The sequence below is a fragment of the Aquabacterium sp. genome, assembly GCF_014378415.1.
Lineage (GTDB): Bacteria > Pseudomonadota > Gammaproteobacteria > Burkholderiales > Burkholderiaceae_C > Aquabacterium.
The window spans coordinates 1-24,181 of sequence record NZ_JACMNS010000164.1 but is presented as its reverse complement, the minus strand read 5'-3'; the positions used below and the strand labels follow the sequence as shown (position 1 = coordinate 24,181).

Genomic DNA, 24,181 nt, shown 5'->3' with positions numbered 1-24,181 from the left:
TTGCCGCCGTGGCGCTGCACGATGCGCGCAAAGCTCGTCCAAGGCACGAACTCCATGAGCTGCGCGAACAATGTCTTGCCGACATACATGCGGGCTCTCCAAGGCTGTTGAGCCAAGGAAAGTACGCGATTGCTGGAAAACGAAATTCAAGTCGGCACCAAACAAAAACGGCCTACAACCCGCACCAATGCTTGATCGCAGGCTTGGCGTGGCGTATTTAACCGGACAGTAGTGGGACTGAACAAAGACGGAACGCTGAACGAGGATGTGCTACGCAGCGATGTCGGGCAACGAAGTGCGGCAACCTTGCAAAGTCAGACCAGGTTGGCGCTGCAGGAGTTGCCCTTTAGCCAGAACTGGTTTGGGCGCCTTAAAAAGCGCATGGCCGATGATCCTGTGTACGCGGATGCAGGCAGGTACTTCAGTGCGCATCCAGTTTGGGGTGGGCAGGATGCAGGTTACGGCATGCACGAGGCAAATGCCATGATGGCGCACAGCCATGTTCGCCAAAACATCCGCGAGCATGACGGCGGCTACCATGTGCCAACGTCGGCGCATTGGGTCAAATTCAAGGAGGCGTATTACGTGCTGGAAGAAGAGCGCCGTGAGTTGAGTCGGTTGGCTGGTGATTCCGCTGCCACGTCACGCCTGCAGGGCATTGCCCGCTTTACGGTCACGAATGAGATTCGCAATGCTTATCAGGTGTTTGCCGACGAGCACAAGGCCACTACCAAGGCTGTTCAGTTCAAGCAACAAAAAAGTGAACTTCTTGAAATCGCCAAGCAAGAACAGCTCAACGTACTGCAACCCATGATTTATGAAGACAGTGCCTTGGGCAAGACCATGGGGATGAATCATGCCATCAGCCGCTACACGGGCGGTTTTCTGTCGCCCCGGTATGCCGTGGTTTACAGCGCCAAATCGCAAACCGATGACCCCGGCCTGCAAACGGTGTTCGACAAACCGGATGGCGCCTGGGATTACGTCACCGGCCCCAAGAAGAACCTGCCCAATCCTGAGGGCCGGATGAGTTACGTGGGGCGAATCGCGGATAACTTCAATGACCTGATGGCCAACAGGCGAAGCTATATGGAAGGCGAGTTGCGCAAGATCCAAGGATGGATGAATGCTTGAGCGTCGAGCCTGGGTATGGGGTGTTGCATTCTTCAGCATTGCGTTGCTGATCGGAGTTTCTTTGTGGCGCAATGACCAAGGACAAAAAATGAGCGAAGTCAAGTTTGAGTTGGGCAAAAGCATCGTTGAAACGGCAAAGGCTTCGGGCGTGCCTCAGTTCGCCGTTCAGGACGTGGCAGGTTGGGTGAGCTATGGCGTTGATGCGATTCCACGAGAAGTCTCTGTCCGCTATGTGAAGACCGGTTACGAGGTTGTCTGGCAACCTGTGTTTGCGCTTTCACTGTCGGCGGATCGAGATGTTCATCCTGACTTGAAAGTCCAGAAGGCAAGTCTGCAATTGAACATCGATGACATGAACGATGCGCGAGCGCAGGCATTCGTGGAGTCAACAATCCTGCAATTTCAAAAAGGCAAGTGGCAGCGGTATTGCAATCCTGAAGAAGAGACGCTGCTGACTGGGCGATCCAGCCTGTTGGATGAAAATGGCGAGATCGGGGGAAATCTCATGGCCATCGATCCCAGCTACAAAATCTCCAAAGCGGATTGGATCAAAGTTGTGCGCCAGGGGCCGATGTGGCGGTGGGTAGGTGACGGCGTGCTGGCTGAGCTGACCGTGAACAACAGCCCGGGGCAAGATGGTAAGCCGGCGTATCGAATGACTTTGGAATTCCAGTTGCTGAGTGTCAAGCTCAAGCGAGATGCAGAGAACCTTGCTCGGGAATTGAAGGAAGGCGATGCGAAGGGGTGGGACAGCACGGCGCGCCATGAGGCGGATAAAAAGGCGCGGTTTGAGCAACTCAAACGGTTGGAAGCCAATGCGGTTAAACGAGGCGATGTGATCGTCAGGCATGGAAGGTAAGGGGGATTTCTTTGCAAACAATGAAAACCATCAAGGTTGCTTGTATCGTTACACTTATCCATGTACTGCTGGCAATCGTTCCATGGCTGGTTGTGGAAATGCCCACAACTGCTTGGCTACGTTATCACTCATGGTTCACGATGGCCCAAGTGCTTCATGGCCTGGGACTGCCAGTCGTCGGTTCATTTCATGAAGGTATGTTCATGGCACCGATTACTTCACTGGGCAGGGCAATGACTGTTAGCGCCTGGGCTGCGGTCTATGTCGTGGTTGCCCTCCTGATGGTAAGAGTGGTGCTCCGGGAGGGTGGCAGGGCGGGGGCGGTACATTCGAAGCAATGGCTCATTTAGCCCTTTCACTGCACCAATAGCCGCAGGCTCCACCGCACTCTGCGGAACAAGTCAGAATCTGATGATGTTGTTGACCTCAGCCCCCCAAAAATCCCACCACTGCCCGCCCAGGTGCACTGCGGCGGCGAAGCATGAACGAAGCTGACATCTCTCGCATCGTCGAGATGGCTTGGGAGGACCGCACCCCATTCGAGGCCATTGAAGCTCAGTTCGGCTTGAACGAATCTGCCGTCATTGCCCTCATGCGGCAGCACATGAAGCCCTCGTCATTCCGGATGTGGCGCAAGCGGATGGCCGGCCGTGCCACCAAGCATGCATCGCGGTGCAGCTCCATCACTTTGCGCCACCGGGCCACCCATTCTCGGAAGTAGCCCAACCGATCCTGCGAACGCAGCGCCTGCCGCTGCACTACACGCGGCTGGACGATGCCGATATCCTGTCCTCGCTGCACCAGGAACGCAGCGATCACAGCGCAGGCCAACGAGCACCGCCGTGCGCAGTCATGAACCCACGCAGGCCGACAGCCGGGACATGCCTGCGCACCAACGGCGTCAATGTGCCTCAGCCACCACCTGATTGCGCCCCCTCGCCTTGCCCTGGTACAGCGCGCTGTCTGCCCTGTTCACCGGCCCATCCACCGGTTCTTCCAGCCGATGGCTGCTCACCCCAAAGGTCATGCTGACCTTGATGGTCTGTGCGTCCACCACCACTTCAACGGCGGACACCTTCTCGCGCAGACGCTCGGCCACCATGCTCGCCGCCTCCAGCGTGGCGTTGGGCATCAGGATCAAAAACTCTTCGCCACCCCAGCGGGCCACGCTGTCTTGCTCGCGCAGGGCCTGGCTCAGCACCTGGCTGACGGCCTTGAGCACGGCGTCGCCAACTGCATGGCCATGCTGGTCGTTGATGGACTTGAAGTGGTCGATGTCGGCCAGCACGAAGGCCAGCGGGGCGAGGTGGCGCTTGCGCTGCGTCAACTCGTAGTCGGCCAACTCCAGAAAGCTGCGGCGGTTGAGTAATTGCGTGAGCGGGTCGGTGGTGGCCTGGATGCGCAGTTTTTTCTCTGCCTTGATGACCAGTTTCAGGTACAGGCTGGACAGGTAGAACAGCAGTGAAAAAGTCACTGAGGTGTTGAAGCCTCGAAGCCATGACAGGGTTTCCGAACTCAGCACATGGAGCGGCGCGGTGTTGCGCACGGTGTGGTCCAGAACCACGTACAGCACAAACACCAGGCAGGACAGCAGGTATTTGTAGGAGCGGTGCCTCATGGTGCTGATCACCACGACGGGCACCATCACCAACAAGTAGTAGTGGAAGCCGCTGTCCCAGCCGATGGAGCGTACAGCGAGGGCGGCGTGGATCAGGATCTCGGACACGATGAGGATCGACGCGAGCAGGTTGCGCCGGGTTTTCAGGCAGCCGTAGCTGATCGTGAACAAGGTCACGCTGCCCAGGTTGACCCACGCCATGGTGGTCGCCCCCAGCCAGTAGAACAGGCCGGCGAACAGCAGGTGCGTCACCGCCCCGACCAGGCTCACCTGATACATCAATTTCCAGAACGAGCGCGAGGTGTCGCGCGGGACGGTCTTGATGGGGGTGGTGACAGAGGGGTGCGACATCGTCTTCGGATATCGGCCCCTTCTGGCCCAAACTTTAATCAGGCCGCTTTGCTGCTGCTCCGCATCAGCACTCCTTTCAAGGCCACGCCGGTGTGGGTGCGCGCTTTCACCAGGGCTTCTGGCGGGCCTTCGGCCACCACGCGGCCACCGCCTGTGCCGCCTTCTGGGCCCAGGTCCAGCACCCAGTCGGCTTCGGCGATCACGTCCAGGTCGTGCTCGATCACGATGACGCTGTGGCCGCCATCGACCAGCCGGTGCAGCACGTGGATCAGCTTGGCGACGTCGGCCAGGTGCAGGCCCACGGTGGGCTCGTCCAGCACGTACAGAGTGTGCGGCGCCTTTTGGCCACGCCGGGTGATGTCATCGCGCACCTTGGTCAATTCGGTCACCAGCTTGAGGCGCTGTGCTTCGCCGCCGGACAAGGTGGGCGAGGGCTGGCCCAAGGTCAGGTAGCCCAGGCCGACGTCCTGCAAGAGCTTGAGCGGGTGGGCGATGGAGGGCATGGTGCCGAAGAACTCGACGGCTTCATCCACCTCCATCTTGAGAATGTCGCCGATGTGCTTGCCGCGCCAAGTGGCGGTGAGGGTCTCGGCGTTGAAGCGCATGCCGTTGCAGGCGTCGCAGTGCACTTTCACGTCGGGCAGGAAGGCCATCTCGATGGTGCGCACACCTTGGCCTTCGCACTCGGGGCAACGACCGTCGCCAGTGTTGAAGCTGAAGCGGGCGGCGGGCCAGCCACGAGCGCGCGCTTCAAGCGTGTCGGCAAATAACTTGCGGATGGTGTCCCAGAAGCCGATGTAAGTGGCGGGACATGATCGGGGCGTTTTGCCGATCGGAGTTTGATCAACCTCCAGCACGCGGTCAACGGCGCCCCAGCCGTCCACGCCCGAGCAACCTGTCCACAAGGGGGCCACGGTGGCGCGGTCACGGGGGTTGATGGCGACGGCGGCTTGCACATTGGCCAGCAACACGTCGCGCGCAAAGGTGGATTTGCCCGAGCCGCTGACGCCGGTGATGGCGACCAGGCGCGTCAAGGGAACCGAGGCGGTCAGGTCCTGCAGGTTGTGCAGGCGCGCGCGTTTCACGGTGAGCAGAGGCGTGTCTTTGTCGACATCGCGGCGTGTGCCCAGCGGGTGCCGCATGGGTTCGCGCAGGCAGCGCCCGGTGACCGAGTCGGGCGCGTCCATGATGTCCTGCACGGTGCCTTGTGCCACCACGGTGCCGCCTCGCTGGCCCGCACCGGGGCCGATGTCGATGATGTGGTCGGCGCGGCGGATGGTGTCTTCGTCATGCTCGACGACGACCAGGGTGTTGCCTTCCTTGCCCAGAGTGTGCAGCGCGTCGAGCAGCAGTTGGTTGTCGCGCGGGTGCAGGCCGATGGTGGGCTCGTCCAGCACGTAGCAAACGCCCTGCAGGTTGGAGCCGAGCTGCGCGGCCAGGCGAATGCGCTGGGCTTCGCCGCCCGACAAGGTGGGCGCGGCGCGGTCCAGGCTGAGGTAGCCCAGGCCGACCTGTTCCATGAAGCTCAAGCGCGATTTGATTTCGCTGACGATGTCGCGGGCAATGATGGCTTCGCGGCCATCGAGCTGCAGGTGCTCGCCCCAGCGGCGCGCATCCTTAACGGACAGGGCCGACAGCTCGGCGATGGATTGGCCGCGTTCTGTGCCGCCCAGGCGAACGGCCCGCGCGATGGGGTTCAGGCGCGCGCCATGGCAGGTGCTGCAGGCGGCGTCTTCCACGTCATCGATGTCGGGTTCGGCAAAGGTTTGCTCGCGGCCCTTGTTCTCGTCTTGCGGCGAGTCATCGAGCACGGTGCGCTGTTCGCGGGTCAGCTCCAGGCCGGTGCCCACGCAATCGGGGCACCAGCCGTGTTTGCTGTTGTACGAGAACAGGCGCGGGTCAAGCTCGGGGTAGCTGGTGCCGCACGATGGGCAGGCGCGCTCGGTGGAGAACACCTTGACGCGGCCGATGTGCAGGGTGGAGTGCCCACCGGCCAAGGCTTCGGACAGGCCCGTCAACGGGGTCAGCAAATGGACCACACCCTTGCCATGTTCCAGCGCCTTGGCCAGCAGTTCGCGCAGCTGCGCTTCATTGCTGGATGAGACCACGATGTCGCCCACGGGCAGTTCGATGGTGTGTTCGCGGTAGCGATCAAGCTTGGAGGCCTCGGTGCGGCCCCAGCCTGCGGTGGGCACGAACTCACCATCGACGCGCAGGTGCGTGAAGGCGCGCGCGGCTGCCCACTTGGCCAGCTCGGTGTAGATGCCCTTGCGGTTGACCACCAGCGGCGCCAGCAGGCCCACATGCTGCCCCTTGTAGTCGCGCAGCCATTGGGCGGCGATGGCTTCTGGCGTTTGCGGTAGCACGGGGATGGCGTGCCCGTGGTCGTCCACGCAGTGGGGATTGGTGCAGTGCTGCACGCCCAGCTTCACGTACAGCAGACGCAGAAAGTGGTGCACCTCGGTGGTGGTGCCGACGGTGCTCTTGCGGCCGCCCCGCGAGAGGCGCTGTTCGATGGCCACGGTGGGTGGGATGCCATAGACCGCATCGACCTCGGGGCGGCCGGCGGGTTGCACCAGCGATCGCGCATAGGCGTTCAACGATTCCAGATAGCGGCGTTGGCCTTCGTTGAAAAGGATGTCGAACGCCAGCGTGGATTTGCCCGAACCCGACACGCCCGTGACCACGTTGAACTGGCCGCGCGGAATGTGCACGCTCAAGCCCTTGAGGTTGTTCTCGTGCGCGTTGACGACCTCGATGCTGGTGGCGCCGGGCGCGTGCAGTGCGCGCTCTCGGCGCTCTTCGCGGCGCTTGTCACGCCGTGCCTTGATGAGCGATTGCAGCGAGGTGCCATCGGGGTCGGACGCGTTGGCGGGAAGGTCTACGTGGTAGCCCGCCAGGCGCTCGGCCGCGATCAGCGCGGCGCCGCTCATGCCCATGGCGGCTTCGTATTCACGCAAGGCCAAGGCGGTGTGCGAGCTGGGGTGCTGCTTCAAGTCATCGGGGGCGCCGGTGGCCACCAATTGGCCGCCCGCCTCACCGCCTTCCTGGCCCAGTTCGATCAACCAGTCACAAGCCCGAATCACGTCCAGGTTGTGCTCGATCAGGATGATGGAATTGCCCGCGTCCAGCAGTTTGGCGAAGGCCCGCATCAGCTTGGCGATGTCGTCAAAGTGCAGGCCGGTGGTGGGCTCGTCGAACATGAAGAGCGTGCCTTTGCGCGCCATGCGCTGACCACTGCTGGAGGCGTGCTTGGCGGCTTCGACCAGGTGGCCGGCCAGCTTCAGGCGTTGTGCTTCGCCGCCCGACAGCGTCGGCACCGGCTGGCCCAGCTTGACGTAATCCAAACCCACATCGACCAGCGGTTGCAGGGTGCGGACCACGTCCACGTCTTGCGCGAACAGGCGCACGGCTTCGGCCACGGTCAGCTCCAGCACGTCGGAGATGCTCAGCTTCTTGTTCAGCCGTTCGATCTTGACCTCGCGCACCTCGGCGCGAAAGCGCGTGCCATCGCAATCGGGGCAACGCAGGTAGACGTCGCTCAAGAACTGCATCTCGACGTGCTCGAAGCCCGAGCCGCCACAGGTGGCGCAGCGCCCGGTGCCCGCGTTGAAGCTGAAGGTGCCGGCGGTGTACTGGCGTTCGCGCGCCAAGGGCGTCACGGCGAACAAGGTGCGCACCGCGTCGAAAGCGCCCACGTAACTGGCGGGGTTGGAGCGCGCCGTTTTGCCAATGGGCGATTGATCGACAAAGCTGACAGCGCTGAGCCAATCGGCGCCGAGCAGCTCGTCGTGCTCACCCGGGCTTTCGGTGGCCTGGCCAAAGTGGCGCAGCAAGGCCGGGTGCAGGATGTCCTGGATCAGGGTGGATTTGCCCGAGCCTGAAACACCGGTCACGCCCACCAGGCGCTGCAATGGGAACTCAACCGTCAGGTTCTTCAGGTTGTGCTCGCGCGCACCCTGCAGGATCAGCTTGGGCGTCTTGTCGACAACGGGGCGGCGCACGCCCAGGCTGATGCCACGCCGTCCGCCCAGGTAGGCGCCGGTCAAGGTGTCGGCATCCTTCAACTGATCGGGCGTGCCGTCGAAGACGATGCGGCCGCCTTGGTGGCCCGGGCCAGGCCCCATGTCGATGATGCGGTCGGCGGCCAGCATCACGGCGGGGTCGTGCTCGACCACCACCAAGGTGTTGCCCGCATCGACCAGGCGCTGCATGGCCTCGTTGATGCGGTTCATGTCGCGCGGGTGCAGGCCGATGCTGGGTTCGTCCAGCACGAACAGGGTGTTGACCAGCGAGGTGCCCAAGGCCGTGGTCAGGTTGATGCGCTGCACTTCGCCCCCCGACAGGGTGCGGCTTTGCCGGTCCAGCGTGAGGTAACCCAGGCCGACGTCGACCAGGTACTTCAAGCGGTTGCGCACTTCATCCAACAGCAATTGCAGGGCCTCGCCATGGCCGCGCGTGGGCAGGTTCACGAACGAGAAAAATCGCTGCAATTGCTGGATGGGCAGCAGCATCACGTCTTGCAAGTTCAGGCCGGGCAGGGCTTCCAGCGTGGCGCGGGGCAGGGCAGCACCAGCGGGCGAGAAGCGCTTGGCCGGTGGCATCACCGCGTTGGCGTCTTCCACGCTGCCCAGGCGCCACAGCATCGATTCCAGCTGCAGGCGCGCGCCGTTGCAAGTGGGGCAGGTGGTGTAGCTGCGGTACTTGGACAAGAGCACGCGGATGTGCATCTTGTAGGCCTTGCTCTCCAGGTACTCGAAGAAGCGCTTCATGCCGTACCACTGCTTGGTCCACTTACCGGACCAGGCCGGGTCGCCATTGATCACCCATTGCTGGTGCTCGTGGCTGAGCTGAGACCAAGGCGTGTCGCGCGGGATGCCGAGCTCGCCCGCGTACTTGAGCAGGTCGTCCTGGTTCTCTTGCCAGGCCGGGGTCTGGATGACCTTGATGGCGCCCGAGCGCAGGGTCTTGTGCTTGTCGGGGATGACCAGGCCCCAGTCCACGCCGATGACGCGGCCAAAGCCCCGGCAGGTGGCGCAGGCGCCGGCCGCCGAGTTGAAGGAGAAGGTGCCAGGGGTGGGCGTGCTGTAGCGGCGGTTGCTGTCGGGGCAATGCAGGCCGCTGGAGAAGCGCCACAGTTCGGGCTCGGCGCTGTCATCGGGGGCGTCAGGCAAGGCGTAGACGGTGACATGGCCGCCGCCGCGTTTGAAGGCCACTTCCAGCGATTCCATGACGCGCGGCAAATCCAGGTCGGCGCCCGTGGGGTCGGCGCCCAGGCGGAAGCGGTCGGCGACCACGTCCAGCACCAGGCGTTCGCCGGCGTGTGCTTCCAAAGCAGCGGCTTTGGCGGTCTTGGTCTTCTTGGCGGCGGGCTTGGCGCCCTTGACATCGCTGGCGGCCGGTTCGATGGCCACTGGCGCTTTCACCACGCGCTGCGCCTGGATGCGCGTGAAGCCGCTGGACGACAGCCACTCCTGCATCTGCTCGGTGCTGGTGTTGGCGGGCAATTCAGCCGCGAAGGTGATGACGACACGGCGGCCGCCGGGCGCTAACGCACACCGCGCCAGCAGGGTCTCGAACACCGACTGCGGCGAGTCTTCGGACACCAGTTGCCCCGTGTCCTGGTCAAACAATTGCGCAGCGCGGGCGAACAACAACTTCAGGTGGTCGTTCAGCTCGGTCATCGTGCCCACCGTGGACCGCGAGGTGCGCACCGGGTTGCTCTGGTCGATGGCAATCGCAGGCGGCACGCCGTCCACGCGGTCCACGGCCGGGCGGTCCATGCGGTCCAGGAACTGGCGGGCGTAGGCGCTGAAAGTTTCGACGTAGCGGCGCTGGCCCTCGGCATACAGCGTGTCGAACACCAGGGACGACTTGCCCGAGCCGCTGGGGCCGGTGACGACCGTCAGCTCACCCGTGCGGATGTCCAGGTCAAGGTTCTTGAGGTTGTGCTGGCGGGCACCGCGGATGCGGATCAAAGACGACATGGAGAGAACCTTGCGCTAAGGAGGGCTGCCGAGGCAGTGGCGCAAACATTCTAGGGACGGATCAATGTCCCTGTGATTTCACCGGCGGAAAACCTCGGCGTCCCATTCTCACTCTCGCTCGGTCAGGTTCTCGCACAGCAGGCGCAGGCGGTGCATGTCGCTGTCGGGCAGGTTGCCAGCGCGCAGCATGATGGCCCGCTGGATGGAGCGCAGTCGGAACTGCAGCTCGTTTTCGACGGCTTCCAGCTCGGTCGCGTCGCGGTAGTCCACCGCTTCCTGGCTCCACAAACCGCTGGCGTTCCAGCCCAGGCGCAAACGACTCAGCAGGTGCTGCGCCAATCCCAGGGCTTCTTTGAGCGCGGGCGATTCGGCGATCGTCAGCAAGGCACTGGCATGGTCTTGCGCGGTCAGCATGGCCTGGTCCAGCTTCGCCAGGTTCAGGCGGATCTGTTCATCGCTGAGCTGGCTGGGCAGGGCCCGCTGGGTTTGCGCGGCCTTGGAGATCAGGCCCACCCATTGCAGGTCGAATTCGCCGGGCACCACGCGCAGGGCCACGCTGGCTCGTGCCAGGTGCGGGTGTTGGCTGCGCAGCACGTTCAACGTGTGCTCGGTCACCGCCAGCAGCATGCCTTGGGGCGAGATCTGGCCGTTTTGCAGCGCGTGCGGGTAGCCCGAACCGTCCAGGTGCTCGTGGTGCTCGGCCACAGCGCGGGCCACGATGGGCGGGTAGTTGGTCAACTGGGTGATCAGCAGGTAGCCGATGTGGGGGTGCACCACCAGCTGCAGGTAGCTCTGGAAGTCCAGTGTGCGGTCGGCATCGGCCTCGTTGAACTGCGGGGCGATGTACATCTCGCCTAGGTCGTGAAGCAGCCCGCACAGCATGGCCAGGCGCAGGTCGTGGACGCTGCCGCCATGCTCGATCATCAGGACGCCATTCAGGGCCATCGCCTGCACCGCGTGCTCGTAGGTGGCCGGGCGCGAAGCCTGCGCGGCCGTCAACAGCAACTGGGCCACCGAGTGCAGGGGGATGTGGGCGGCTTCGCGCACCAGTTTTTCAGAGTGGCGCAGCAGCAAGGTCGTCAGCGGCGTGTCGTGCAGCATCATGCTCTTGATCGACTGCACCAGCGAATGCGGGGTAACGCCGTCTTCCACCATCAGGCAGCTCTCCAGCGGCTGGCGCAATTGCCGGTCAAGCAACTTGCGCTGCAACTCTTGTGACACCGGCTGGTTGCGCGCCCACAGCTTGATCCCCGTCATGTCGAAGATGTCGTGCGAGGCGATGATGTTTTTGGTCTCGCTGGCTTCCAGGATGGTGGCCAGGGCGTGGGGGTTGGCGGTCGAAAAGCTGGCGACGCGGGCGGGGGTGTTCATGGCGGGGTCTCCTGACGATGGTCTTCGTCATAAGTTCGGCCGTGCCGCCGCGATGTTGAGGCCTTAATCGTTACGAGATGTATTCATTCGTCGCACCGCCACGTCACGCGATGTGGAAGGAACAGGAACTTGCGCTTGAAGCGCCGCATGGTCTCGGAGGCACCAAAGTAGGTGTCGTAGACGTAGTACAGAACCTGCGGGTGGTGCGCGATCAGGTGGTCGCCCATGGACACCAGCAGCAAGGGGATCACGCCATCGACTTGGTGGTCATGGTGGCCATAAAGGGTTTCAATGGTGCATAACTCGCCCGCGACCAGGCACGATGCATAAGCCACCAAGGTGTCGCCCTTGAAGATGCCGAAATAGGGATAGTCGTGTGTGGGATTCGTCGATGGCGGGTCGACGATGGACGGGGCCCTCGCCGTGAAGAAGTGCTCGGGCATGGCCCGGCCTTGCCTGATTTTGCTGGACCGGTGGATGACGGTGATGTCGTCCAGGTGCTGGTTGTAGTCAATCCGCTCAAATCGATAGCCCAGGCTCAGGGCCTTCTTCAGGTTTCTTTTGGCGGTTGATCCCACCCTGTCCGAGTATGGTTGGGGTGTGCTTTTGAGCAAAGACACCGCGACACCATATTCAAACTTTCGGATCAGTGGAAACTTGGCATGACGACGCCTGGCATTTTCGTGGAACTGCCGCGTCACCAGACTGAAAAATGGGTGATTGTTCCGGGTTTCGGACACCATCAAATCGATGGACACCGAAGGCAAGGTCGATATTTCGCGGATTGTTTGTGACGCCCGTTTCAATGGGCCGAGAAATATCGCCTCTCTGTTAAACGCAGAAATGGGTGTTGCAATGACGGACATCAGCGCCGTCAAGAGTTTCACAAACGCTTCCTGTGGGTGGGAGAATTGATTTTTACGGACATGGCGCGGGAAAATTAACGATTACTGAGGGAATTTCATTTTTTCCGCCAATTCTCGCAGCTTAGGGTTCTTGTTGTAAATGGTATTCAGATCCTGATAGTCGGGTTTGGCAATCTGCTCGCGCATTTTTTTCAGCGTTTGCTCGGGCAAGGTGGTGACCAGAAAATTGGCCAAGGCGGTGGGGATCATGCCGCCCGGATCGGCGCTGCCGATGATCTCGACCTCGGTGTGGGTGGGCGTGACGGGCGTCAGCCGCCAGGAGGCCTGCAGGGTCGGGATGCGCACGAAGCCATTCTTCCTGGGCAGGATGCCTGCCTCGCTGCTCACGTTCACGTGGATGCTCAGGGTGATGGGGTCTTGCCTGACCAGGATGTGGGCCACCGCATCGCGCGGGCTGACGGGCCAGATGCCTTTCATGGCCAGGTAGACGTAGGAGTCTTCCACGTGCTCGCCCTTGATGAAGCGCGACTCTTCCAGCAAGAAGAACCACTCGGGCATGGCGGGCACGTCGGCCAGCATGGCGGCCACTTGCCGCAAAGGTGAATTGATCTGCATCACCCCCCGAAAGCTCTTCAGCACCTGGCCGGGCACCTCGCGGGTGTACAGCTGGATGCCTTGCGTGTCTTTGTGCAGCTTCCAGTCGTCTTGAGACGAAGGGGCTGCCACGCAGGGCAAATTCAGGGAAGTGGCCAACAGGGTGACCCAAAACGTGCGCATGTTCCACATGGCGTGATTATGGGTGTCGCGCTTTGTGGCCTAATAGAGGGTTAATCAGTCATCACCGGAGCCACTCATGGGCAACAAAATCGTCACCGAAGCCGACCGCAAGGCCACCCCCCGTCCCGCCGCCATCCCTGGCGTGACCCCCACCACGGGCAAGGGCCAAAAGCGCAGCCTGGAACGCGGCACCGCCACCCGCAGCAAGAAGAACCCCGGCAAGCGTGCAAAAAAGGGCGGTTGATCGCCTTGGTCACGCATGAAAAACGGGCGCCTTCAAGGCGCCCGATTTCTTGGTCAGCCACACAGGCTTGACGACGCGGCTCAGCCGTGTTTCTCGCCCAGCAGCACGGGCTTCAACGAAGTGTCCACCGGCTTGTCGCCCAGCCAGATTTTCAGCAGCGCGCTGTAGAACTGAGCATCGGGCAAGGGCTCGACGATGGGCTTGCCATTCAGCAGCAGCACGGTGCCGGTGCCCGGAACCCAGTCGGACAAGATCACATCGCCCTTTTTCAAGGCGCCGATGGTCTCGAACATCTCACCGAACTTCAGCAGCTGGTTGACGAACTTGGACTTCTCATCCTTGTCCAGGTTCTTGTTGATCGCGCCCATGAAGCTGGAGCCGAACTCTTCGCCGCTCACGTCACGCATCATCACCAGCTTGAAGCGCTTGGGGCCAGGCGCGCCCAGGATGTCGGCCACGGTGCTCTTCTTTTCGTTCAGGTAGATGCCCAAGGCGTAGACCTTGAACAGCACCTTGATGCGCACGCCGGCGTTGCTGAGCACCAGGTCTTTGCCGCCCACCTTGGCGGTGTCTTCCATTTGCACACCGGCGACGTCCATGGCTTGAACAGGCGCGTGGGCGGACAAGCCCAGGATGGCGGCCGCGATGATGGATGAGGTGAATCGTTTCATGGGGGTGTCAGTTTTCGGTTGGGGTTAAGCGGCCACGTCTTCAAGCTTGAAAACGCTGACCACCTTGGCCAGATGACGGGCCTGGTTTTGCATGGACTCCGCGGCGGCGGCGGCTTGTTCGACCAAAGCGGCGTTTTGCTGGGTCACCCCGTCCATTTGGTGGATGGATTGGTTGACCGATTCGATGCCCTGGCTTTGCGACTGGCTGGCGGCGGTGATCTCGCCCATGATGTCGGTCACGCGCTTGACGCTGGCGACCACGCCATCCATGGTGATGCCGGCTTGGCTCACCAGCTTGCTGCCCAGGGCCACCTGCTCGACGGATTCGCCGATGAGGCTCTTGATCTCTTTGGCGGCCGTGGCCGAGCGCTGCGCCAGCGAACGCACCTCACCAGCCACCACGGCAAAGCCGCGCCCTTGCTCGCCAGCCCGCGCCGCTTCCACGGCGGCATTCAAGGCCAGGATGTTGGTCTGGAAAGCGATGCCGTCGATCACGCCAATGATGTCCACGATCTTGCGCGACGAGGCGTCAATCGAGCCCATGGTGGCCACCACTTTCGAGACCACCACACCGCCTTCCATTGCCACGCTTGATGCCGAAGCCGCCAACTGGTTGGCCTGGCGGGCGTTGTCGGCGTTCTGCCGCACGATCTGGGTCAGCTCGGCCATCGAGCCCGAGGTCTGCTGCAGCGATGCAGCCTGTTGCTCGGTGCGGTTGGACAAGTCCAGGTTGCCCGTGGCGATTTGCGTGGAGGCCGAAGCGATCGCTTCCGTGCCCTGGCGCACATCGCCCACGATGCGTTGCAGGCTGGTGTTCATGTGTTGCAGCGCCTGCATCAACTGGCCGGTCTCGTCCTGGCTTTGGGTGACGATGGTGCTGGTCAAGTCGCCCTGCGCCACGCGTTTGGCGATGGCCACGGCGCGGTTCAAGGGGATGGTGATGCTGCGCGTGGCCAGCCAGCCCACGAGGATGCTGATCATGCTGGCGGCCGAGGCCAGCACGAGGATGAACAAGCCGGTCTGCTTGGCCAGTTGCGTGGAGCTGGCACCGGCTGCTTCCATTGCCTGGTTCTGCTGCTCGATCAACTTGTCGAGCGCGGCAAAGTACTTGGTTTGCACCGGGCGCACCGAGAACAGGTACTTCACCATCGCGTCGTCTTTCTGGTTGTCGTTCACCATGCCGACGAAGGCGGTTTGGGCTTTGATGAATTTCTCGCGCAGGGTCACGATGCTGGTCAGCAGCTTGACGCCTTCTTCATCCTGGATGTTTTTCTGCAGGCGCGCGGTGTTCTCGTCGGTGAGCTTCATCACGCGGTCGATGTTGGCCGCTTCGGCCTTGATCTGCCCGTCGTCGCTCATCACCAGCGTGCTCAGCATGCTGCGTGAGATCTCATTCAGATCGCTCTTCATCTTGTTGGCGATGACGGTGCGGGGGTAGTTCTCGCCCACCAGGGCGCCAATTTCGTGGTTCAGCCCGGATATTCGGACCAATGCCAGCGTTGCCAGCATGATCAGCAGGGCGATCACGAGGCCGAAGCCCAGCGCTAGTCTTTGTCCAATGCGAATGTCTCGAATCTTCATCAGGGTCCCAGGCAGGCCTGTGCAAGGCCCGGTGCCTCCATATCGGCGGGATGACCGGACACTTGAGTCAAAAAGTAACGGCGTGCCGCCAAAATAGGGGCATGAACACGACAGCGCCATGGGACCACGAGCGTCCCCACATTCTTCAGCTCAGCGTGCAGTCGCAGCACATCGACCTGATGCAGCACACCAACAACGTCAACTACCTGCAGTGGCTGGAGAACGTGGCCTGGGACCATTCCGAAAAACTGGGGCTGACGGCCGCGCACTACCAGGCGTGCGGACATGGCATGGTGGTGCGCCAGCACGAGTTGAACTACCTGGCCGCCACGCGCCTGGGCGATGAGCTGTTGCTCGGCACCTGGATCACGCAGATCGACAAGCTGTCGCTTTACCGGCAGTTTCAGTTTGTGCGCGAAGGCGATGGCCAAACCGTGTTCCGCGCCCGCACGCACTATGTGTGCGTGGACATCGCGCAAGGGCGTGTCAGGCGCATGCCGGCCGAATTCACGCAGGCCTATTCTGCGGCGCTGGCGGCCGGGGCCGCTTCAGCATGATGCATGCCGAACGTTCGCACACCAAGCGGCGCCTGGCCGAACGCTATGGCCTGGAGGTCAGCAGTGACGAGATCTTTCAGATGGCCAAGGCCATCGCGCATGGGCAGGGCACGCTGATCGCGCACCAAAGCCGCCACGTTGATCATTGGCAACTGGTCTACCAGGGGCAGCTGCTGCGCCTGGTGTTTGACCGCCAGCGCCGCAGCATCATCACGGCCTTGCCGCCCTTGACCTGAGCAGCGCCTTGTTCACTCAACCACTTTGACCGGCTGGCCCACGGGTGGCTCGCCACCGGTGTACACGCCATTGATCAAGCGCAGTTGCTGCTCGGGCAGGGGGCGCAGGGGTGATTGCCTGGCCAGTTGCGCAAACCCGCTCTTGGGATAAGGCAGCACCTTGAGCGCCCAGGGCCGCGCGGCGTGGCGGTCGGCCGGGGTCATGGCCCGGAACGAGGCTTCGGCTTCGCGCAAGCCGGTGCTGGCGCGTTGCAGGGCGGGGCCGTCCTTGCTGGCGTAAAGCAGCAGGTAGTGCTGATCAGACGGGCCGGTCACCACGGTGGCCTCCACGCGTTGCGACTGGCCTTGCGCATTGCGCCGCGTGCCCACCAGGTGGGTGGCGGGCAGGGTGTTCAGGGTCAGGCGTTCGGTGCGGCCTTGTTCGGGCTTGATGAGGTTGCGAATGATCTCTTCGTGGTTGGCGCCCGCCTGGGCCGGCACGGTGCGGATGATGAGGGCTGCGTCGCCCGTGGCATTGACCAGGGTGATGGCCTGGGCCGAGTTCTGCACCTTCCAGCCCTCGGGCGCCGTCACGGCGATGCCCAGGGGTTCATGGTAAAAATTTTGACCGCGCGTCAGCCCTTGCTCGCGGCTGTCGCCAAAGTCCATGCCCTTGATGGTGTCCAGGTAGCGGCTGCGGCCATCGTCGCCATATTGGCCTTGGTGGTGGCCGGCAGTCGCGGTGATGTCCTGCAGGCGCTTGTCGTTGCTGGGGTGGGATGACAGCCAGTTGCCATGCGCCCCCGGCGTGCGGCCCTCGGCCCGGGCAGCGTCGTCGGCAAAGCGCTCCTGGTCTTTCAGCACCTTGATGACGTCGACCATGTTTTGCGGGTTGTAGTGGCTGCGGGCCAGGTACTCGGCGCCCAACTGGTCGGCCTGCGACTCTTGGTCGCGGCTGTACGAGGCGATGTAGCCGGCGGCCACGTTTTGCGACACCTGGCTGGCCAGTTGTCCGGCACCGCTGACGCCTTGGCTTTCGAGCACCGCGCCCAGCAGGCTGGCGGCCAGAACGCCAAAGCCGGCGGTTTGCTGGCGTGTGGCACGTTGTGCGCCGTGGCGGGCGGTGACATGCCCGATCTCGTGGCCGATCACGCCGGCCAGGTCGGCCTCGCTGTCCATGTAGGCCATGATGCCGCGCGTGACGTACACATAGCCACCGGGCAGGGCGAAGGCGTTGATCTCAGGGCTGTCCAGCACGGTGAAGTGCCAGGTGAGGGTTTTGCGGTGCGATTGCTGCGCCAAGCGCTGGCCCAGGGCATTGACGTAGGCCTGGACCTTGGGGTTGTCGTAGGCGCCGTATTCCTTCAAGACCTGCTGGTGGCCTTTTTCGCCCTCGGCGATCTCGCTTTTCTCGTCCATCACCGTGCGCTCGGCCAAGCCGGTCACGGGGTTGGTGACGGTGGCGCAGCTGGTGAGCAGGGTGGCGGTGAGCAGCCAGGGCAGGAGTGTGGTTCGCATCCCCGCAATGATAGTTTCAGGCGACCTCGATGACGAAATCATCGTGGAAAGCGGCCTGCTCGCCCTTGCTGGCATAGCCCCGGGGGTTGGCCACCACGCGGCATCCCCGGTGGTGGTAGTCGTGGGGGCAGTGCAGGTGGCCATGCATCCACACTTGGGCCAGTGGCAGCAGGTCGTCGTGCGAGTTGCAAAAACCGGCGGTGCCAGGCATGAGGCCGTAGCGCGGGTCGGCGCTTTGCAAGGTGGGCGCAAAGTGGGTCACCACGACGGTGCTGCCTTCAAAGGGCACGGACAGCGCCTGGCGCAACCAGGTTTGGCACACCAGTGACATCTCGCGGATGCCCTCGGCCAGCACGGGCTCGCCTTGCTTCAGCGTGGTGTTTTTGCGCAGGTAGAAGTTGGCGGCCCTGAAGGCCTTGTCGCGCACCTGAAGCTGTTTGGTCAACGGGGCTTGCGGGTCTACCAGGGCGTCGAAGTCGCTCCACAGCGTGGTGCCCACGAAGCGCACCGAGCCCAGCCTGACCACTTCGCGGTCCAGCCAGGTGATGCCATGGCGTTTGCACGCAGCCTGCAGGCGCGCGTACGTGGCGTCAAACTCCAACCCATCGAACTCGTGGTTGCCGGGCACGAAGAGCACGTGCTGCCAGGGCGCGTTGGGCACCAGCGTTGAAAAGCGCGCCAAGCCGAAGTTCTCGTCCGCCAGGCGCGAGCCGGTCTGGTAGGAGCCGATGTCGCCGGCCAGCACCAACACATCCACGCCGGGCGCTGCCTTGGGCAGGAAATCGGGGTATCGCTCCAGGTGGAGGTCGGACATCAACTGTAGGCGCATCGGGGAGCAGTCTATACGATGCGGTCCCACCGGCGGATGGTCGGGGCGGTGGTTTGGCGGGCGCGGCCACCCTTTTCCGCCCACCACGCACCGCCGAGCCCATCAGGGTGGCGAGCATGGTGAGTTGCCGGAAGCTGGCCAGGCCAACGAAGCCGCCAAAGGTGATGACGTCGATCAGGCTGAAGGACCAGCCGTTTTTCTCGAGCAGGCAGGAAGTGTGCGCGCGCCGTCTTCTTCAGTTCAACTCAGGTGGCGCCGTGGCACTGCTTGAACTTCTTGCCGCTGCCGCAATGGCAGGGGTCATTGCGGCCCAGCTTGGGGGTCTCGTGCTTCACGGTGGTCACCTTGATGCGCTCGGCCACGCCCACTTCGGCCAGGTCGACCACGTCGAACACCAATCGCTGGATGCCTTCGTCCAGGTTGCGCAGCGGGTGCTCCTGGTCCAGGGCCTTGGTCATCTCGGCCTGGGTTTCATCTTGCTCGGGCAGGTGGCGCCACAGCGATTCGAGCACATCGGGCACGGCCGCAGAGCCCAGGTCTTCCAATTGCGGGAAGTTGGCCAGGGCCCATTCGAAGCCGGCCACCCAGTAGCCCAGGCCTTCCATGGCATCTTTGCCGGTCAGCAGCTTGCCGTCGTCGTCTTCCAGCTGCGGCACGATGGGGTCGAACCAGCTGTTCTCCAAGATGCCGCGCAGGATCTCTTCGCGGCGGCGCTCGATCAGGACCAGCAGGCGCGTGTTCTGCGTGGCGGTCCAGCCTTCGGTGGGGGCGGGCACTTGGCCGGTCTCACCAAAAATGGGCGGCAGCCACTGTTCGGGCGTGAGCAACACCGGCTGCACCAAGATGCCACACAGGTAGCCGTCCAGCATCACGGCGTCCACCGCCTCTAAGGGCTCGGGCACGGCGGCGAGCAGGTCGTCCAGCTCGTTGATGTCGGCATCGCTCAGTGTAGGGATCGAATTGGGCTTGTTGGTGGGTTGGGTGGAAGGCGTCGTCATGGTGGGGGCAGAAGTCGTGGGGCGGACGGGTGTCCAAAGGGGGGATTGTGCCGGGAATGCTTTATGCGTTATGAGTGGGTCGCTTGTCACGGCTTAGAAAGGATGCACCATGCTTGACACCACGTCGACCCAATTTTCCCACGTCCGCCCGGAAGACACGGATTGGCGGTCCGACGGATTGAGGGATTTTTTCCTCTACAAGGACCTGGGGATTGCGAATGCCACCAACGGCAAGGTGATTGCGCACCTTGTGAAGGCCAACTCTGCGCCAGAAACAGGCACAGGTTGGCACCGTCATGAGGCCGATTTCCAGATCGTGATCATGACCAAGGGCTGGGCCCGCTTCATGTACGAAGACCAGGAAACTCTGGTCAAGGCGGGCGATTGCGTGCACCAGCGCCCGGGAATCTGCCACTACCTGTTCGACTATTCGCCGGACATGGAGTACCTGGAAATCGTCGGCCCGGCTGACTTCAAATCCATCGATGTCGAGCCGGTGTGCGACATCCCCGCCCCGACGCCCTGGAAGTGAGGCGTGTCGGGGTGGCTTGGCGTGGGGTTCTGCTTCTTCAGAACTCCACGTCCAGTTCATCGATGTTGTCGATCTTTTCGGCTTTGGCAGCGCTGAACCATTCCTTCATTTCGGGCTCGTTCAGCATCAGGGTGCAGTAGTCGGCGCAGACGGCGTCCAGCTTCACGTCATACGTGGCAAACCGTGTGCAGACGGGCGCGTACATCGCGTCGGCCAAGGTGCGCTGTTTGCCGAACAGGTAGGGGCCGCCATAGGTGTCCAGGCAATCGCGCCAGATGCTGCAGATGTGATCGATGTCGGCCTGGGCCCGCGACCAGATCTTGAACTTGGGGAAGTGGCCGCTCAGGTTCATGGGCAGCGAGGAGCGCAACGCGCTGAAGCCCGAGTGCATCTCGCCGCTGATGGCGCGGCAGTGCGCGCGCGCCTTGGCGTCGGCCGGCAGTAGGCCCGCTTTCGGGCAGACCTCGTTGAGGTATTCGGCAATCGCCAGCGTGTCCCACACCTTGATGCCGTCATGCGTCAGGCAGGGCACCAGGATGGAGGATGACAGCAGCAGGATCTCGGCCCGCGTGGATGGATCATCGGGCGGCAACACGTTCTCGGCGAACTCCAGGCCAGAAAAACGCGTCACCAACCAGCCGCGCAAGGACCATGACGAGTAGTTCTTGCTCGTGATGGTCAGCATGGTGGTCGTGGTGGCCGTGGTGGCCGTGGTGGCGGTCGGCGCCTTGGTCGCCGACTTGGGTACAGCCTTGGGAGCGGTGCGGGTACGCGCAGAGGCGGAGGCGGTGGTGGCCATGGTGTGTGGGGTGAAGCGAGTGGCGAAGCCGATGGGGTGGACCGCTGCAAGGGACGTGCCATGTTGCATGTGGCGCGCAACTTGCAGGTTCTTTGGCAACATTGCCAACCCAGGATCCGCTCATGCTGTACTCCACTTATCAGGCTCAGCAGAATGTGCTCGAGCCATGGCGCGTGATGGCCCAGGGCATGTCAGAGTGGCTGCACCATGTGTTGCCCGAAGGGCCCACGCAAAACTCGGTAGCTGAAATGGCCGCCGGCGGCCTGATGGTCCGCAGCCTGGCCGCCGCCAGCGAAGTCGTCGCCCGCATGCGGGTGACCCACGCCCGGCCCGCCTTCAATTTGCCCACCGTCATGTCCCAGGGCATGGAGTGCGGCATCGTCGAAGAGGCCGCCATGGTCACCCCCTTCGCCACCCTGCTGCACTTCAAGAAAGACCGCGACCTTGACCAACCCCGCGTGCTGCTGGTGGCGCCCATGTCGGGTCACTTTGCCACCCTGTTGCGCGACACCGTCAAAACGCTGTTGCAGGACCACGATGTCTACATCACCGATTGGCACAACGCCCGCGACGTGCCCCTCCGCCATGGCCGCTTCGGCCTGGACGAGTACACCGAGCACCTGATCAAGTTCCTGGACCGCATGGGCCCGGGCTCGCACCTGATGGCCATCTGCCAGCCTTGCGTGGCCTCGTTGGCCGCCGCCTCGCTGATGGCGCAGGATGCGCACCCTGCGCAGCCACGCAGCCTGACCCTGATGGCCGGCCCCATCGACTGCCGCGTCAACCCGACCGCGGTGAATGAGTTGGCCATCAGCAAGCCCATGAGCTGGTTCGAATCCAAGATGATTCACACGGTGCCGCTGGGTCAGAAAGGCGCTTTCCGCAAGGTGTATCCAGGCTTTGTGCAGCTGTCGGCCTTTTTGAGCATGAACATGGGGCGGCACATCAAGGCCTTCCAGGACATGCAGCAGTTCATCACCCTGGGTGAGCACGAGAAGGCCGCGCACACCAAGGCGTTTTACGAAGAGTATTTCGCCGTGAGCGACCTGCCGGCCGAGTTCTACCTGGAGACCGTGCGGGCGGTGTTCCAGGACTACGACCTGCCGCGTGGTGAGCTGATGTACCGGGGCATCAAGGTTGAACCCCAGGCCATCCGCCGCACCGCGCTGTTCACGGTCGAAGGCGAGCGCGACGACATCTGCGCTGTGGGCCAAACGGTGGCGGCGCAAGACTTGTGCACCTCGGTGCGGCCTTACTGGCGCACCCAGCATGTGCAAACCGGCGTGGGCCACTACGGCGTGTTCAGCGGGCGGCGCTGGCAGAACGAGATCTACCCGCGCGTGCGGGATGTGATCCACCAGACGGCGGTGTGATGCGTGTCGTAACGAGGCGGTAACGAGGCCTGTCAGGTCTGGTTGCCGGTCACTTCCTGCAAATGCTGCAGGGCTGCCATGTTCTCGATGGTCGACAGGTCGCCCGGGTCGCGGCCCTCGCAGACGGCCTGGATGACCCGGCGCAGCACCTTGCCTGAGCGAGTTTTGGGCAAGGTCTTGACCAGATGAATGCTGGCGGGCCGCGCCGGGCTGCCCAGTTGTTGCTCGACGATCTGCACCAACTCAGCAGCCAGGGCGATGCGTTCTGATCGCTCGGTGATGTGGGCTGGGTCGCGTGGCACCACGAACGCATGCGGTACTTGGCCCTTGAGGTCGTCGGAGACGCCGACCACCGCCGCTTCGGCCACGGCAGGATGGCTGCTCAGGGATTCTTCGATCTCGCGGGTACCCAGGCGGTGGCTGGCCACGTTGATGACCTCGTCTGAGCGGCCCAGGATGAAGTAATGGCCGTCTGCGTCGCGGGTGGCCCAGTCGAATGAGTTGTAGATCAACTTGTTGGGAAAGCTGCTCCAGTAGGTGCGCACGAAACGCGCGTTGTCCTGCCAGATGGTTTGCAGGCATCCGGGCGGCAAGGGGCCTTCGATGGCGAGCACGCCGCGCTGCCCCGGCCCGGTCAACTCCTTGCCCGTGGTTTCGTGCACCAGCTTGACCTGGTAGCCCGGCATGGGCACGCCGGGTGAGCCCGGCTTGGTGGTTTGGTCGGGCTGAACGCCGCGCGCCACCGCCAGCACGGGCCAGCCGGTCCCGGTCTGCCAGTAGTTGTCCAGCACGGGCTTGCCCAGGGCCGCGCTGATCCAGCGGGCGGTGTGCTCGTCCAGCGGTTCGCCCGTCAGGAAAAGGTGCCTGAGGCTGGACAGGTCGTGCTGTTCGAGAACGCCGGGACCGTGCTTTTTCAGTTCGCGGATGGCCATGGTCACCGAGACCATCACGGTGACCTGGTATTTCTCGACCAGAGACCACCATGTGGCGGCGCCAGATTGGCTTGAGAGGCCTTCGTACACGATGGTGGCCATGCCGGCGATCAGGGGGCCGTAGACGATGCAGCCATGGCCGCCGTCTGAACTGATGTCGCCGGTGCCGAAGAATGTCTCGCCTGCCCGGCCGTCGTAGATCTGGTCCATGGAGGTGGCCAGGGCCACCGCATAACCGCCGGTGTCGCGTTGAACGGCCTTGGGCTGTCCGGTGGTGGCGCTGGTGTGAAGCGTGTAGCTGGGGTGGTTGGACTCGACCCATTCGCAGGGCACGATGGCGTCCATCACCTGCTGGCGTGCTTGGGCATAGTCGACATCCTGCGGCGCCTGCATGTCCACCGGGGCCAGCCCGCGGTTGACCAGCAGCACATGCTTGACCAGCCGGTTCGCCAGGTTCAGGGCCTCGTCCAGCACCGGTTTGTAGGCCTGCACCTGGCCGGCCCGCGCACCCGCGTCGGCCGTGACGATGACCCGGGGGGCCACGTCATCAATGCGGTTGGCCAATACTTGGGCGGCAAATCCACCGTACACCACCGAATGAATGGCCCCCAGCCGCACCGTGGCCAGCATGGCGATGACGGCCTCCATCATCATGGGCATGTAGATCACCACTCGGTCGCCCTTGACCACGCCCAGGCTCTGCAGCACCGCGGCCATGCGCTGCACTTCCACGAAGAGTTGGCCGTAGCTGAGGATCTGGTCGGTGCCGGTGGTGGCTGACACGTGGATCAGGGCGGGCTGGTCGGCACGCGCGATGACGTGGCGATCGACGGCGTTGTGGCACAGATTGGTCAGCCCGCCCACGAACCAGCGGGCAAATGGTGGGTTGCTGTAATCGCAGACCTGGTCAAAGCGGCGGCGCCAGTCAATGCGCGCGGCTTGGTCATGCCAAAAGCCATCGCGGTCGGC

The 24,181-nt window shown here is 63.0% G+C and carries 22 protein-coding genes and 1 pseudogene; 9 read left to right on the top strand and 14 right to left on the bottom strand.

The genetic code is table 11. The features are described 5' to 3' along the window. On the bottom strand, nt 1-89 hold an 89-nt coding region (locus H7225_RS14810), incomplete at its 3' end, for a DUF4372 domain-containing protein (protein ID WP_290663155.1). A 142-nt stretch (nt 90-231) separates the two neighbouring features. Between H7225_RS14810 and H7225_RS14805 the strand changes: the two genes are divergently transcribed. The 4 genes from H7225_RS14805 (at nt 232) to H7225_RS14790 (ending at nt 2,714) form a co-directional block, all read left to right on the top strand. Next, complete coding sequence (locus H7225_RS14805) at nt 232-1,134, top strand: hypothetical protein (protein WP_290663151.1); 903 nt, start codon at nt 232-234, stop codon at nt 1,132-1,134. Continuing rightward, the gene (locus tag H7225_RS14800; RefSeq protein WP_290663149.1) at nt 1,127-1,993 is read left to right on the top strand and encodes a hypothetical protein; all 867 of its coding nucleotides are present in this window, start codon (nt 1,127-1,129) and stop codon (nt 1,991-1,993) included. Before H7225_RS14805 ends, H7225_RS14800 begins: the two co-directional genes overlap by 8 nt. A 20-nt stretch (nt 1,994-2,013) precedes the next feature. Further along, the gene (locus tag H7225_RS14795; RefSeq protein ID WP_290663147.1) at nt 2,014-2,343 is read left to right on the top strand and encodes a hypothetical protein; all 330 of its coding nucleotides are present in this window, start codon (nt 2,014-2,016) and stop codon (nt 2,341-2,343) included. Nucleotides 2,344-2,474: 131 nt separating this feature from the next. Further along, nucleotides 2,475-2,714 (top strand): TIGR03643 family protein, encoded by a 240-nt coding sequence (locus tag H7225_RS14790; RefSeq protein ID WP_290663145.1) that lies wholly within the window; start codon nt 2,475-2,477, stop codon nt 2,712-2,714. A 180-nt stretch (nt 2,715-2,894) separates the two neighbouring features. Here the strand turns inward: H7225_RS14790 and H7225_RS14785 are convergent, their stop codons facing one another. From H7225_RS14785 to H7225_RS14765, 5 genes are all read right to left on the bottom strand, one after another. Further along, nucleotides 2,895-3,962, bottom strand: coding sequence for a diguanylate cyclase (locus H7225_RS14785; protein WP_290663143.1), 1,068 nt, complete (start codon nt 3,960-3,962; stop codon nt 2,895-2,897). A gap of 38 nt (nt 3,963-4,000) precedes the next feature. After that, entirely contained in the window at nt 4,001-9,949 is a 5,949-nt protein-coding gene (uvrA, locus tag H7225_RS14780; protein WP_290663141.1) for an excinuclease ABC subunit UvrA, read from the bottom strand. 108 nt (nt 9,950-10,057) lie between these two features. Next, nucleotides 10,058-11,320: an HD domain-containing phosphohydrolase gene (locus H7225_RS14775; protein WP_290663139.1), complete on the bottom strand. Its 1,263-nt coding sequence runs from the start codon at nt 11,318-11,320 to the stop codon at nt 10,058-10,060. A gap of 83 nt (nt 11,321-11,403) precedes the next feature. Further along, nucleotides 11,404-11,898: a hypothetical protein gene (locus H7225_RS14770; protein WP_290663137.1), complete on the bottom strand. Its 495-nt coding sequence runs from the start codon at nt 11,896-11,898 to the stop codon at nt 11,404-11,406. A 369-nt stretch (nt 11,899-12,267) separates the two neighbouring features. After that, nucleotides 12,268-12,972, bottom strand: a complete 705-nt coding sequence (locus tag H7225_RS14765) for an START domain-containing protein (protein WP_290663135.1) — start codon at nt 12,970-12,972, stop codon at nt 12,268-12,270. A gap of 67 nt (nt 12,973-13,039) precedes the next feature. On the opposite strand from H7225_RS14765, the gene H7225_RS14760 reads away from it, so the two are divergent. Further along, nucleotides 13,040-13,207, top strand: coding sequence for a hypothetical protein (locus H7225_RS14760; protein WP_230178244.1), 168 nt, complete (start codon nt 13,040-13,042; stop codon nt 13,205-13,207). An 80-nt stretch (nt 13,208-13,287) separates the two neighbouring features. Here H7225_RS14760 and H7225_RS14755 read toward each other — a convergent pair whose 3' ends face one another. After that, entirely contained in the window at nt 13,288-13,878 is a 591-nt protein-coding gene (locus H7225_RS14755) for a chalcone isomerase family protein (protein ID WP_290663132.1), read from the bottom strand. 24 nt (nt 13,879-13,902) lie between these two features. Then, nucleotides 13,903-15,459 (bottom strand): methyl-accepting chemotaxis protein, encoded by a 1,557-nt coding sequence (locus H7225_RS14750; RefSeq protein WP_290663130.1) that lies wholly within the window; start codon nt 15,457-15,459, stop codon nt 13,903-13,905. Nucleotides 15,460-15,560: 101 nt separating this feature from the next. Between H7225_RS14750 and H7225_RS14745 the strand changes: the two genes are divergently transcribed. Together H7225_RS14745 and H7225_RS14740 are read left to right on the top strand one after the other, a co-directional pair. Beyond that, a complete protein-coding gene (locus H7225_RS14745; RefSeq protein WP_290663128.1) occupies nt 15,561-16,016 on the top strand; it encodes a thioesterase family protein in 456 nt (151 codons plus the stop codon). Next, nucleotides 16,013-16,252 carry a hypothetical protein gene (locus H7225_RS14740; protein WP_290663126.1) on the top strand — a complete coding sequence of 80 codons (240 nt, stop codon included), beginning with the start codon at nt 16,013-16,015 and terminating at the stop codon, nt 16,250-16,252. Before H7225_RS14745 ends, H7225_RS14740 begins: the two co-directional genes overlap by 4 nt. Before the next feature lie 12 nt (nt 16,253-16,264). On the opposite strand, the gene H7225_RS14735 is transcribed toward H7225_RS14740, so the two are convergent. The 4 genes and pseudogenes from H7225_RS14735 to H7225_RS14720 form a co-directional block, all read right to left on the bottom strand. Next, the gene (locus H7225_RS14735; RefSeq protein ID WP_290663124.1) at nt 16,265-17,749 is read right to left on the bottom strand and encodes a M48 family metalloprotease; all 1,485 of its coding nucleotides are present in this window, start codon (nt 17,747-17,749) and stop codon (nt 16,265-16,267) included. Nucleotides 17,750-17,765: 16 nt separating this feature from the next. Continuing rightward, the gene (locus H7225_RS14730; RefSeq protein ID WP_290663122.1) at nt 17,766-18,578 is read right to left on the bottom strand and encodes a metallophosphoesterase; all 813 of its coding nucleotides are present in this window, start codon (nt 18,576-18,578) and stop codon (nt 17,766-17,768) included. 79 nt (nt 18,579-18,657) lie between these two features. Next, nucleotides 18,658-18,804 (bottom strand): annotated as a pseudogene (locus tag H7225_RS14725) (MFS transporter); the annotation flags it as partial. A gap of 19 nt (nt 18,805-18,823) precedes the next feature. Continuing rightward, nucleotides 18,824-19,576 carry a UPF0149 family protein gene (locus H7225_RS14720; protein ID WP_290663120.1) on the bottom strand — a complete coding sequence of 251 codons (753 nt, stop codon included), beginning with the start codon at nt 19,574-19,576 and terminating at the stop codon, nt 18,824-18,826. A gap of 109 nt (nt 19,577-19,685) precedes the next feature. Between H7225_RS14720 and H7225_RS14715 the strand changes: the two genes are divergently transcribed. Further along, nucleotides 19,686-20,108 (top strand): cupin domain-containing protein, encoded by a 423-nt coding sequence (locus H7225_RS14715; protein WP_290663118.1) that lies wholly within the window; start codon nt 19,686-19,688, stop codon nt 20,106-20,108. A 37-nt stretch (nt 20,109-20,145) separates the two neighbouring features. Here H7225_RS14715 and H7225_RS14710 read toward each other — a convergent pair whose 3' ends face one another. Beyond that, nucleotides 20,146-20,793: a glutathione S-transferase family protein gene (locus H7225_RS14710; protein WP_290663153.1), complete on the bottom strand. Its 648-nt coding sequence runs from the start codon at nt 20,791-20,793 to the stop codon at nt 20,146-20,148. Nucleotides 20,794-21,029: 236 nt separating this feature from the next. On the opposite strand from H7225_RS14710, the gene phaZ reads away from it, so the two are divergent. Continuing rightward, the gene (gene phaZ, locus H7225_RS14705) at nt 21,030-22,280 is read left to right on the top strand and encodes a polyhydroxyalkanoate depolymerase (protein WP_290663116.1); all 1,251 of its coding nucleotides are present in this window, start codon (nt 21,030-21,032) and stop codon (nt 22,278-22,280) included. Nucleotides 22,281-22,312: 32 nt separating this feature from the next. Here the strand turns inward: phaZ and H7225_RS14700 are convergent. Next, the coding region (locus H7225_RS14700) for a propionate--CoA ligase (RefSeq protein ID WP_290663113.1) at nt 22,313-24,181 on the bottom strand (1,869 nt) is incomplete at its 5' end.